The organism is Sinorhizobium medicae (assembly GCF_007827695.1).
Lineage (GTDB): Bacteria > Pseudomonadota > Alphaproteobacteria > Rhizobiales > Rhizobiaceae > Sinorhizobium > Sinorhizobium medicae.
Window position 1 is genome coordinate 59912 of the sequence record NZ_VITA01000009.1, and the last position, 12442, is coordinate 72353.

The window sequence follows — 12442 nt, forward strand, 5'->3', positions numbered from 1 at the left end:
GGGAGGGAGATGTGCTTCGAGTAGAAAATCTTACCAAACGCTTTGGTCATGTGACGGCGATCAGCAATGTTTCCTGTTCGATACGCAAGGGCCGGGTGACGGCATTGCTCGGCGACAACGGCGCTGGAAAATCGACGCTGGTCAAGATGATCTGCGGTACCTACAAGCCGACACAAGGCAGCATCTGGATAAGCGCGAAACAGGTCCATATGGAAAGCGCCCGTGATGCCCTCGCGCTGGGTATCACGGCCGTCTACCAGGATCTGGCCTTGGTCGATCAGCGCAATGTTGTCCACAACATCTCGCTTGGGAATATTCCCACCAAATGGGGTGGATTGATGGTTGACCGCAAGAAGATGCGGCAGACCGCCGAAAGCGCCCTCAACTACATGAATGCAAAGCTCCCCTCGCTCGACATCCTCGTGTCTTCCATGTCTGGCGGCCAGCGCCAGGCGGTCGCGATCGCGCGTGCCTGTGCGCTCGGGGGGCAATTGGTGGTGATGGACGAGCCCACGGCCGCGCTTGGCATCCGTGAGCAGCGCATGGTGCTCGATGTGGTTCATGACCTGAGGTCCAAGGGCATTTCGGTCCTGATCATCAGCCACAATCTGGATCATGTGTTCGAAGTGGCCGATGACCTGGTGATCCTGGGCGGCGGCCGCGTCGTCGCAGAAGTCGAGCGAAACTCGGTAGCCCATGACGACGTCGTCAAATTGATTCTGGCCGGACAGCCCAAAGATGCCGAGACCGAAGGGGAAGCAGCATGAGCGAGGCAGCAGGTTCGACAATGGCGCCGTTGACGCGGCACGATATGGCGTTTCGCCGAAAGCTGGCGATATTCAGCAGCAATTCACGCGAATTGTCGGTCATCTTTGCAGCGCTCGTAATGTTCGTTGCGCTGAGCTTCTCGACCGATACCTTCTTCACCGAGCTCAACCTTCTCAGCCTGCTGAGACAGATTTCTGTTATCGGGATCATCGCGGTCGGCAGCACCTTCGTGTTCATTTCAGGCGAAATCGACCTGTCCGTGGGCGCGTTGCACGGCCTGCTGGCCATGGTCTGCGCCAAACTGGCCATCAATATGGGCATCGACATGTATGCTGTCGCGTTGGTCGGGGTTCTGCTCGGGGCAACGCTGTCCGGAATCAACGGGGTCATCACGACCAAGCTGAGGATTCCGTCCTTCATCACGACGCTCGGCATGCTGAGCATCTACAGCGGCGCCACGCTGGTTCTGTCTACCGGAATGCCGATTTCCGGGCTGCAGGATCCCGGATTTCGCTCGCTGGTCGCCGGCCGGGCCTTCGGTTTCATTCCGGCGCAGGTCCTATGGATGGTGGCTGCCGGCATTTTCGGCACATATCTGCTGCTTTTCACACGCTTCGGATACAATGTGTTTGCGACGGGGGGCAACAAGGCTGCCGCCAAGGCGGTGGGGATCAACACGGACCGCGTGAAGATCCTGGCCTTCGTTTGCAGCGGCGCGCTGGTCGGCGTGTCGTCCTTCATTCTGCTCGGCTGGTTCCGCGGCGTCGATCCGCAAACGGGCAACGGGCTGGAGCTGAGCGTCATTGCCGCGGTCATCATCGGCGGTACCGGCCTGTTCGGCGGCCAGGGAAGCGTACTCGGCACATTGGTCGGCGCCCTGATCATCGGCATGATCTCGAACGGAACAGTGCTTCTCGGCGTGGACTCCTATTACGAGCCGGTCGCACACGGCGCGGTCATTCTGCTCGCGGTGATCATCGACATCTGGGTGCGCGCCCGCCGTTAAGGGCAATGTCCCCTGCCCGGTCAGTCGATGGCTGCCGGGCAGCGGACGGGCTTCCAACTCATAGAATGCGCCTGAAAAAGGGGAACACTCATGACCAAGGATATGGTCTTCACCCAATCGATGTGGGCTATGGAACTGCGCGCTCCGGACGGGGTAGAGCGCAGCATCCCGGAAAACCTGGACATGATCGCCGAAGCCGGCTTCGACGGCATCAGCGGCAATTGCATCGATCTCGTAAAGGCCGCCGATCTAGCCAGGGCAGCCGCCGAACGGGGGCTGGCTGCCGCCGCGGAATGGCAGTGCTTTCCAAAGGCGGTCGACGATCTGAAGCCGGTCATCGAATTCGCTGCGAAATGGGGCGGACATCATATCTGCCTGCAGGCAGATGTCCGCCCGCGCAGCCTTGCCGAATGCGTGCCGTTGCTCGAAGGCTGGCACCGGTTGGCCGAGGAATCCCCGGTACCGGTCTGGATCGAGACCCATCGCGACCGGATGACGACCGATCTCTATTTCACGCTGGATCTGCTCGACGCCTTCCCCGACATGAAGCTGATTGCGGACCTGTCGCATTTTCTGGTCGGGCGCGAATTCGCATGGCCGATCAGCGATGAAAACCACGCCTATATCCATCGCATCCTTGATAACGCCTGGGCTCTCCATGGCCGGGTCGCCAGTCGCGAGCAGGTCCAGATCGAAATCAGCTTTCCCCAGCACAAGCCGCTGGTGAACCAGTTTCTGGACTGGTGGGAATACGGCATGCGCTCGTATCTGGACAATGCGGAGAATACGCGCCCATTGTCATTCAACTGTGAACTCGGTCCCCGCCCCTATGCGATCACCAATCGCGACGGGTTGGACACAACCGACCGTTGGCTGGAGGCGCAGCAATTGCGCGACCTGGTGGCGGCGCGGTGGAACACTGTCAAGGCAGGAAAGAATGGGAGCGTACCGGCATGACGCGTCAGGATTTGAGGGGTTTCCCTCAAAAATGGAGCTGCAGCGTCAGGAACGAAAATCTAAGTTCGGCTCAACAGGCGGCGACGCTCGTCGCTTCGCAGCGCCGCCGCGCCGGCCTGCGCGCCGCTTCGGATCAGGGAGGAAACATCAATGACTGATACGGTTCGATCAGACAGACCCGACACCGGTGGCTGGGTACCGCCGGAGCCTGTCGAGACCGCGCCTGTCTTTATCTGGCCGCCCAAGCCGATCGCTCTGATCAAATGGCTGTTCGGATGGGGAGGTTATCTTTTCCCGTTCAACGTGCCGATAATGGTGATCGCCACAGTTATCTGGTGGTATTTCATTCCCGATCTGGCTGAGATGAAAACCCTCGAATTCGGGTGGATCGTACAGGTTTATCTGGTCAACCTGATAGGCTTGATCATCTGGACCAGTATCTGGCATGTGCGCTTCTACGTCCAGCGCGCCCAGAACACCGAGTACAAGTACAACAAGCGCTGGCCGAAGAATACCGAGACATTCCTATTCGGGAGCCAGTTGCTCGACAACATGTTCCTGACGCTGGTCAGCGGCGTTACCATCTGGACAGCCTATCTTGTCGTCACGCTTTGGGCTATGGCCAATGGATGGCTGCCCTATTTGGACATGCGCGAACATCCGATCTATTTCGGGCTGTTCATGTTTTTGATCGCGCTGTTCCGTGAGGCGCATTTCTACACGGTTCACCGGTTGATCCATTGGGGTCCGTTGTACAGATGGGTGCACAGCATCCACCACAAGAATTCCAATCCTACTCCGTGGTCGGGAATGGCCATGCATCCGGTCGAACACTTGCTCTACATGTCCGGGGTGCTGATCCATTGGATCATACCGTCCAACCCGCTTCTCGTCATTTATCACCTTCAGCACCTGGCCTTCATGCCCGCGCCCGATCACAGCGGCTTTGCCAAGATCGTGGTGAACGGCAAGCCGCAGATGGATGTGGCTACCTATATGCATTACCTGCATCACCGCTATTTCGAGGTAAACTACGGTGGCGACGGTTCGGTCCCGCTCGACCGGCTGTTCGGGACTTGGCACAACGGCTCCGCCGAGGCTCACGCCCGGATGAACGAGCGCTTCAAGAAAAAGAGTCTGCAGCGCTGAACCGGCGCTGCAACCCGGCTGTCTTCTGCCCGGAAGGAAGAACGCGGGCTGGGGCGGCACGACCGAGGATAGACGCGTGCGGCGAAGGCACGGATGCTTCTTCGACCGCACGCGCCACGCTTCACCTAAACTTTGCAGGCAAGAACGAGGAGAATCCCGGTGCCCCACGACGGAATCGTCATTGTCGGGTCAGGTCATGCGGGTGCGCGTGCTGCCCAGTCGCTTCGCGCCAATGGCTGGCAACACCGCATCAGCGTGATCGATGGCGAGGGCTGTGCTCCCTATGAACGCCCGCCCCTATCCAAGGCAGTTCTCAGCGGGAAATCCAGGCCGGAAGATGCCGTGCTGTTCCCCCAGGACTTCGTCGAGCAACATGGCATCGACTTCCGCTCCGGCGTCCGGGCCGTTGGAATAGATCGCGATACACGGCAGGTGCGTCTGTCGAATGATGATGCCGTCAGCTACGGGCGGTTGCTATTGACACCCGGTGCGGAACCGCGACTGCTGGACATCCCCGGACGGGAGCTGGAAGGCGTCTTTTCTCTGCGGACCGCCGTCGACGCCTGCGGCCTGTCCGGGCAGTTGCTGCCCGGTGCGGATGTCGTCATCGTCGGCGGTGGACTGATCGGCCTCGAGGTGGCAGCCAGTGCGATCCAGCGAGGTTGCAGTGTCACCGTGATCGAGGCGGGACCGCGGCTGATGACGCGCGCGGTGCCGCCGGAACTTGCCGAACTGATCCGGCTGCTGCACGAAACGCGCGGCGTGCGCTTCATTCTGGGGCGCCAGGCGGTCGCGCTGCTGGGGTCGCAGCGGATCGAGGCGCTGCGTATGGACGATGGGAGCACGCTGGCATGCACCGCGGCGCTGATCTCGATCGGCGTTACGCCGAGAACCGATCTGGCGCTTGCCGCAGGCCTCGAGATTGAAAACGGGATCGCCGTGGACTGCTTCCTGAAAACGTCCGATCCTTTCATCTATGCGGCTGGCGATGCCTGTGCCTTCAAGAATGGCGATGGCTCGAGATTGCGTCTGGAATGCTGGAAGAACGCCGAAGATCAGGGCGCGTTGGCCGCTCGCAACATGATGGGGGCAAACGAGCCCTATACGCCCATGCCTTGGATGTGGTCGGATCAGTACGACCGGACGATGCAGATCGCCGGGCATCCCGAGCTCGGCGAGCAGCATGTGGCACGCCACTGCCCGGACGGCTCTTTGCTGGTCTATCATCTTGACGCAAACGACGCGATCGTCGGCGTCAGCGGCTTCGGGTCTCTCCGCGAGATCGCCCGGGGCGTGCGCACCGGACAGATGCTGATGCAGCGGGGCATTCACCCGGCGAAAGAGGCTCTGCAAAACCCGAAAATCGACCTCAAGGCCGCGGCTAAGGTGGCAGCAGGCTGAAGCTGGAACCGGTTCCCCGCCCCAAAACTGTCGATGCAGAAAGCATTGCCGCAGTTGAAGGAGAGCGGGTTGCCTTTGGATGAAACGATTGGAGTAGCTTGATGCCGGACAACGGTGATTGGATCGAGACCTGTAAGGCACAGGATGTCGGACGCGAGGATGTCAAGCGGTGGGATCATGGCGATCGCAGCTTCGCGATTTTCCGCACGGCCGACGATCGGTACTACGTCACGGACGATATCTGCACCCATGAATACGCCCATATTTCCGATGGGTTTGTCGAGGGAACGACCGTCGAGTGCCCGCGCCATGCCGGATGTTTCGATTTCCGCACCGGCGAGGCGCTGAACCCGCCGGTTTGCGTCAACCTCAGGACGTTCCCGGCAAAAGTCGAAGATGGCTTGGTCTATATCCGGCTTGCGGACGATTAGAGCGGGATGCGGGCGGAAAACGGCGCAGGGTTTTCCTCCTCCCGCTCGAGGTTGCCGCTTTCGGGCGGCGCATCCGACCGGATCAGGCCACCCTTGAGCGCCTGCGCATCCGGGCAGCTGCGCCCGGCGATTGCTTGACGCGCTGCTCTGATCTTCCTTCCGATCAGTTGGTGCGGCCCAAGGCCGGTCGCACCGACGAGACGGCCGCGCGGGTCCAGATGATACAGGATCTGCGCATCCTCGGTCGCGTGCGACACGACAAAGCTGCCGTACTGCGGCAGGCCAACGATCTGCATCGATAGTTCGTACTGGTCCGACCAGAAGAAGGGGACGGTGTCACAGATCGTCTCCTGGCCCATCAGCCGTCCCGCCACCACACGTGCGTGATCCTCGGCATTTTGCCATGCCTCCACCCGGACATGCCGCTCGAACAAGGGGTGCCAGAAGGAAACCGCATCGCCACAGGCGAAGATATTCGGATCTGAAGTTCGAAGCGTCGCATCGGTTCTTATACCGACCTGTACGTCGAGACCCGCACTTGCTGCCAATTCGGTATCGGCGGTGACCCCCACACCGACAATGGCCAGGTCGCAGGGGATCGTTTCTCCATTGGACAAAAGAGCCGACTTCAATTTGCCGGAACGGGTGGAGATCAACCGCTCGACCATGCATCCGACGCGAAACGAAACGCCCGCCTGTTCGTGATGCCGCGCAAGGGCGTCGCCGATGCTTTGCGGCGCGATGCGGGACAGCAGCCGATTGGTCGCTTCGACGACGACCGTGTGCAGTCCGCGCGTACGCGCGGCGGCTGCGATCTCAAGCCCTATGAAGCCGCCTCCAACCACCACGAGACGTAGGCCGCTGTGAAACTGTTTCGCGATTTTAACCGCATCGTCGAAAGTCCGCAGCATGTACACGCCGGAACAATCGGCGCCCGGCATCGACACCCGCCGGACGCGCGATCCGGTGGCAAGGACCAGCCTGTCATATTCGATTACGCGGCCGTCATCCAAGCCGACGTTCTTCGCGCCTGTATCGATCATCTTCGCAGCTACGCCAGCATGAAACCGGATTTTACCAGCCGCTCCATCGCCCTCTCGCCAGATCGCGCAATCCTCGAAGCCGGACTTCGCCAGGAGTACGCCCTTGGACAGAGGGGGGCGGTTGTACGGGGGGTGCGGCTCTCGGCCGATGAGGGAGATGTGAAAATCCGCCGACGAATTTGCCAGAATCTGTGCGACGCGCCCTCCCGCCTGACCGCCGCCGATGATGACTATTCTCTCAGGCATTGGCCCACGACTCTGGCTTGTTACGGCAAATTCTTGAATATACGCGGATATTCCACATTGCTTGAAGCGGCCTTGTCAAGATGACCGATACTCATCCTTCGGACAGTTTCGGTGGAGCAGGCATAGTCAAAACCCCGGCTCCCGCCCTGCGGCAAAAGAGCACGCTAGTAACAGGAGGACGACACTCGGTGTCAACGGAAAAAAATTACCTGACTGTAGCAAAAATGCAAAAAAATCAGATGACAGCGCCCAAGGTTTGAGCTAATTTCGGCTCACAAAACAGGCAGGAAGACCAAATTCTTGCCGAAACTCGCGGTCAAGTCTTGGGAGGATAAGATCTTAGGCGCGCTCGTTCGCTGCCGCCGGAAACGGATTAGAGATCACGCGAAACTTAGAAAACAAGGCTTTGGCCTTGTTTTTTTTTGGTTTTTTCATTTCTCCATTGCCGGCGAAGCAGTTTGAACAGTGTCAATTTGTTGACTGTCAAGGGCGGGTGGAGCCGCTCTTCGTAAAGCAGACCGCTTTCCCTCGTTTCGCACTCTCGTTTCGGTGCTCAACAGGTGGTGATGTGGGGAGATACATCGTCGGTCGCGGGACGCCGCGTCGGTGCGGTCGCCTCTTCGCGGCAGTTGAGGCAGCAGCTCTCGAGCCGAGACATGCGCCGCTCGCTTAATGTCATCAATAGAACTTCGGCGCAAAGCGCGGAATGGCATCGATGTCGTAGCCGAGTTTCACCGACAGGACGTACCAGCCGAAATGGACCACCGCGGCGATGACCGTCGTGAGCAGCACGACCCTCAGAGCCCTGAAACGTGCAGGCGCACTCTCCACGGTACCAGGAACGACTTCGTTCTCCTCGGCCTGCGTACGCACACCCAGCGGCAGCACGACAAAAAGCGTGATCCACCAGATGATGAAATAGATGGCGAAGGTCGAAAAGAAGGACATCGAAAATCTCAAGAGCGGGATAACGAAAAACTGTATGCGGTTTTCCGCCCGCAGCTTCAAAGAGGCAGAGCGTTCGGATGCCTTATAACGCTGGGCGGCTTCACCCGCAAACGCCTTCTCCGCGCCCCTGTGTCACACCTGTTCGAGCTCGATCAGGGTGCCCTGGAAATCCTTGGGGTGGAGAAACAGAACCGGCTTTCCGTGCGCACCGATCTTGGGATTTCCGTCACCGAGGATACGGGCCCCGGCGTCCTTCAGCCGGTCTCGTGCGGCGATGATGTCCTCCACTTCATAGCAGATGTGGTGCATGCCGCCGGCCGGGTTTTTCTCCAGGAAAGCGGAGACGGGCGATGCGTCTCCGAGCGGCTCGAGCAATTCAACCTTGGTGTTGGGCAATGCCACGAAGACAACCGTTACGCCGTGCTCAGGCAAGGCCTGCGGCTCGGTGACCAATGCTCCGAGGGTGGAGCGATAGCTCTCGACTGCGGCTGAAAGATCCGGCACCGCGATTGCCACGTGGTTCACTTTTCCCAACATCGCACGCTCCACTTCCTGCGTCAGGACGCACGGCCCGGACGGACCCAAGCCCCAGATCAGACCTTCGTGACAAACACGGTGACGACCGGCTTCTTGCCCCAGACCTGATTGGCGGTGCTGCGTACGGCGCGGCGAACGGCTTCCTGCAGCATGGCGAGGTCCTTCCGCTTTGCCCGGGGAATGCTTTCCACCGCTCCGAGAACCGCATCATAGAGCGTATCCTCCATCGACTCTCCCTCGTCATCATATTCGGGGAGCCCGATCGGGACGACATCCGGATCGCCCAGGAAGTCGTAGCGGTTGTCGAGCACGACACTGACGGAGACGTGACCGGCAAAAGAGAGCTTGCGGCGCTCGCCGATGCCCATCTCTTCGAAGTCACCGATGAGGGTGCCGTCCTTGTAGATGCGCCCGTGAGGTGCTTGGTCGACGACTTCCGCCGGTCCCGGCGCGAGCCGTAGCATTTCGCCATTGCGCAGTCTCGGGACGCTCGGGATGCCCGATTGCAGTGCAAGCTCCGCATGCGCCGTCAGATGCGCGGCCTCGCCATGCACCGGCACGACGATTTGCGGCTTGACCCATTGGTACATCTGCTGGAGCTCGTTGCGCCGCGGGTGACCGGACACATGCACGAGCGCCTCACTATCCGTGATGATGTGAATGCCCTGCTCGATCAGCCCGTTCTTGATATCGTTGATCGCCTTTTCATTGCCCGGGATCGTGCGCGAGGAAAAGACGATCGTGTCGCCGGCCGAGAAGGCCACGTTGCGCATCTCGTCACGGGCGATCTTGGCAAGCGCCGCGCGCGGCTCTCCCTGGCTGCCCGTCAGGATGACCACGACCTTGTCGCGCGGGATGTAGCCGAACTCGTCTTCGGCCAGAAATGGTCTCAGCCCTTCCATCAGCCCGACGTCCCGGGCAACGTCGACGACGCGCTTCATCGAGCTGCCGAGCAGGAGCACCTCCCGGCCCGCGGCCTCCGCCGCTTGGGCAACCGAACGGATGCGCCCGACATTGGAGGAGAAGGTGGTGATCCCGACCCGGCCCTCGGCGTCGGCGATGATCTTGGAGAGGCTTTCGGAGACCTGCCGTTCGGAGGGCGATACGCCTTCGCGCAAGGCATTGGTCGAATCGCAGATGAGCGCGAGTACGCCTTCCTCACCGATCTGACGAAGCCGCTTCTCGTCGGTCAAGGGGCCGAGCGAAGGCTCGAGGTCGATCTTCCAGTCGCCCGTGTGCACAACGGTACCGAGCTGCGTGCGGATGATGAGCGCCATCGGCTCAGGGATCGAATGATTGACCCCAACGGCTTCGACGCTGAAGGGTCCGACATTTATGCGGTCGCCCTGCTTGAAGATCGTAATCGGGATTTCGCTGCGAGACTTTTCGAATGCCCGCTTTGCCTCCAGCATGCCCGCGGTGAACGGCGAGGCGTAAACGGGAACGTTCAAGCCGGGCCACAGATCGTTCAAGGCTCCGTAATGATCCTCATGCGCATGCGTGATAATGATCGCCTTGAGGTTGCGGCGTTCTTCGGCCAGAAACGCGATGTCAGGCAGGACCAGATCGACCCCGGGCAGATCCGGGCCGGGGAAAGTCACTCCGCAATCGACCATGATCCATTGGCGGCTGCCCGGCCGTCCATAGCCGTAGAGGCCAAGATTCATGCCTATTTCGCCCACCCCGCCAAGCGGCAGGAACACCAATTCTTCATTCTGCGCCATGTCGTGATGCGCCTTTACTTTTTAATCATCCAAAAAATACGTCGCCGGCCGCAATGGTTTGCGGCGGTCCGGAACCAGTGTCGAGTATAAGCCGGCCGTCTCGATCGATACCCGCAAAGCGGCCGGAAAGCGAGCGGTTGGGCAGGTTGACCGTGATCGCCTCACCGATCCCCTTGGCTGCCGCGCGCCACTGCTCGATGACCGCGCCGACCCCGGCGCCCCGGTCCCAGACGGCCAGCGTCTCGGCCATGGTCACGAAAAGATGCGCGAACAGCTCCTCGGGAGATACTGTCGCTCCCTCTTGCCGAAGCGATGTGACGGGGTAAAGCGCTTCTTCCGGCATGACGGCGACGTTGATGCCGCAGCCGATAACCAGCGCGCGCCGCCCGTCCGGCAAGGTTTCACCTTCGAGAAGGATGCCGCAGGTTTTTCTGCCGTCGATCAGAATGTCGTTCGGCCACTTGATTGCGGCCTCGGCGCCGCCGGGCGGCATCACCCTGCGGATCGCCCGATGAACCGCTACCGCGGCAGCCAGCGGCAGCGCGTGCAGTCTGTCTGTTGGCGCCGGATCGATGAGCAGCAGGGATGCGTAAAGGTTTCCCGGTTCTGAGAACCAGGCGCGGCCGCGCCGGCCCCTGCCTCCGGTCTGACGCGTCGCGGTAATCCAGAGATTGCCGGCATCTCCCTCGCGCGCCCGCAAAAGGCACTCGCTGTTGGTCGAAACCGCTTCGGCGAGCGCGACGTGCCGGAACTGTTCAAGCGAATTCCGGCCGCTGCCCTGCCCGCCACTCAAAAGAAGGTCCGTGCCGCAGCTTCGGCCGCGCTTCCAAGCGGGCCGCCGATGAGCACATAGCCGAGCACGAAGAGGCCCGACAGGCCGAACACCAGCCGAAGCTCACCCGCCGTCCGGGCAAACTCGCCTCTGGGCTCCTCGAACCACATCACCTTGATGACCCGCAGATAATAGTAAGCGCCGACGACGGAAGCGAGCACGCCGATAATCGCCAATGCATAGAGATGCGCCTCGATCGCGGCCACGAAGACGAAGTACTTACCGAAGAACCCTGCAAGTGGCGGGATGCCGGCAAGCGAGAACATGAGGATCGTCAGCACCGTCGCCATGAAAGGGTTGGTCTGCGAAAGACCGGCGAGATCGTCGATGCCCTCGACATGCTCGCCCTCCCTGCGGCGCATGGCGAGGATGCAGGCGAAGGTGCCCAACGTCATGACCATGTAGATCAGCATATAAAGGATCACGCCGCGTACGCCGGCCATCGAACCGGCAGCAAGGCCGACCAGCGCATAACCCATATGGCCGATCGACGAGTACGCCATCAGCCGCTTGATGTTGCGCTGACCGATCGCGGCGAAGGAGCCGAGCAGCATCGAAGCGATCGAAATGAAGACGACGATCTGCTGCCAGTCGGCGACGACGGGTTCGAAGGCATTGATGACGATGCGAACGAGGATTGAGATGGCCGCGATCTTGGGTCCGGCGGCAAAGAATGCCGTCACCGGCGTCGGGGCGCCCTCGTAGACGTCAGGCGTCCACATATGAAACGGCACGGCGGAGATCTTGAAAGCGAGGCCCGCAAGGATGAACACCAGCCCGAAGACGAGGCCGAGAGAACGGCCCTCGGCGGTCAGCGCCGCCGCAATCTCGTCAAACCCTGTATGGCCGGTGAAGCCGTAGACGAGCGACATGCCGTAAAGCAGCATCCCCGAAGAGAGTGCGCCGAGAACGAAATATTTCAGACCCGCTTCGGTCGACCGGACGCTGTCGCGGTTGATCGCAGCCACGACGTAAAGCGCAAGCGACTGCAGTTCCAGCGACAGGTAGAGCGAGATGAGATCGTTGGCCGAAATCATCAGCAGCATGCCGAGCGTGGCGAGAACCAGAAGCACCGGAAATTCAAACCGGTCGATCTGAGCCGAACGCGCGTGACCGACGGTCATCACCATCACTGTGATCGAACCGATGAGAGCGAGCACTTTCATGAATTTGGCGAAGGGATCGGACAGGAAGGCGCCGCCATAAGCCGCCCCCTCGCCCGTCTTCAGCACGAGCCACAGCCCGGCGATGATGAGCACCGCGACCGCAAGCCCGGTCACGGTCGGGGTGGCTCTTTCGCTCGAGAAGACGCCGATCATCAGGAGCGCCATCGCGCCGACCGCAAGGATCAGCTCGGGCATCGAAAGTTGCAGGCTGGCAATAAGGGTTTCAGCAGTCAT

At 60.6% G+C, this 12442-nt stretch carries 12 protein-coding genes; 6 read left to right on the forward strand and 6 right to left on the reverse strand.

Features of this window, described 5'->3' with window-relative positions; all coding sequences use genetic code 11:
• Positions 1-11 precede the first annotated feature (11 nt).
• The 6 genes from FB009_RS16790 to FB009_RS16820 all read left to right on the forward strand — a co-directional run bounded on the left by FB009_RS16790 (position 12) and on the right by FB009_RS16820 (position 5712).
• Positions 12-767, forward strand: coding sequence for an ATP-binding cassette domain-containing protein (locus tag FB009_RS16790; RefSeq protein ID WP_127581580.1), 756 nt, complete (start codon positions 12-14; stop codon positions 765-767).
• Positions 764-1774, forward strand: coding sequence for an ABC transporter permease (locus FB009_RS16795; protein WP_011975106.1), 1011 nt, complete (start codon positions 764-766; stop codon positions 1772-1774). Before FB009_RS16790 ends, FB009_RS16795 begins: the two co-directional genes overlap by 4 nt.
• A gap of 90 nt (positions 1775-1864) precedes the next feature.
• On the forward strand, positions 1865-2731 hold the full coding sequence (locus FB009_RS16800; RefSeq protein WP_011975105.1) for a TIM barrel protein: 867 nt from the start codon (positions 1865-1867) through the stop codon (positions 2729-2731).
• A 150-nt stretch (positions 2732-2881) separates the two neighbouring features.
• Positions 2882-3880, forward strand: coding sequence for a sterol desaturase family protein (locus FB009_RS16810; protein WP_011975103.1), 999 nt, complete (start codon positions 2882-2884; stop codon positions 3878-3880).
• A 159-nt stretch (positions 3881-4039) separates the two neighbouring features.
• Entirely contained in the window at positions 4040-5281 is a 1242-nt protein-coding gene (locus tag FB009_RS16815) for an NAD(P)/FAD-dependent oxidoreductase (protein ID WP_011975102.1), read from the forward strand.
• 101 nt (positions 5282-5382) lie between these two features.
• Positions 5383-5712: a MocE family 2Fe-2S type ferredoxin gene (locus FB009_RS16820; protein WP_011975101.1), complete on the forward strand. Its 330-nt coding sequence runs from the start codon at positions 5383-5385 to the stop codon at positions 5710-5712.
• Here FB009_RS16820 and FB009_RS16825 read toward each other — a convergent pair.
• The 6 genes from FB009_RS16825 to nuoN form a co-directional block, all read right to left on the reverse strand.
• On the reverse strand, positions 5709-7001 hold the full coding sequence (locus tag FB009_RS16825; RefSeq protein WP_011975100.1) for an NAD(P)/FAD-dependent oxidoreductase: 1293 nt from the start codon (positions 6999-7001) through the stop codon (positions 5709-5711). The genes FB009_RS16820 and FB009_RS16825 overlap by 4 nt on opposite strands.
• A gap of 678 nt (positions 7002-7679) precedes the next feature.
• Entirely contained in the window at positions 7680-7949 is a 270-nt protein-coding gene (locus tag FB009_RS16835) for a DUF1467 family protein (protein WP_011975099.1), read from the reverse strand.
• 132 nt (positions 7950-8081) lie between these two features.
• A complete protein-coding gene (mce, locus tag FB009_RS16840) occupies positions 8082-8486 on the reverse strand; it encodes a methylmalonyl-CoA epimerase (protein WP_011975098.1) in 405 nt (134 codons plus the stop codon).
• A 56-nt stretch (positions 8487-8542) separates the two neighbouring features.
• Complete coding sequence (locus FB009_RS16845; protein WP_011975097.1) at positions 8543-10210, reverse strand: ribonuclease J; 1668 nt, start codon at positions 10208-10210, stop codon at positions 8543-8545.
• A 25-nt stretch (positions 10211-10235) separates the two neighbouring features.
• The gene (locus tag FB009_RS16850) at positions 10236-11003 is read right to left on the reverse strand and encodes a biotin--[acetyl-CoA-carboxylase] ligase (protein ID WP_011975096.1); all 768 of its coding nucleotides are present in this window, start codon (positions 11001-11003) and stop codon (positions 10236-10238) included.
• Complete coding sequence (gene nuoN / locus FB009_RS16855) at positions 11000-12442, reverse strand: NADH-quinone oxidoreductase subunit NuoN (protein WP_011975095.1); 1443 nt, start codon at positions 12440-12442, stop codon at positions 11000-11002. The genes FB009_RS16850 and nuoN overlap by 4 nt, the downstream gene beginning before the upstream one ends.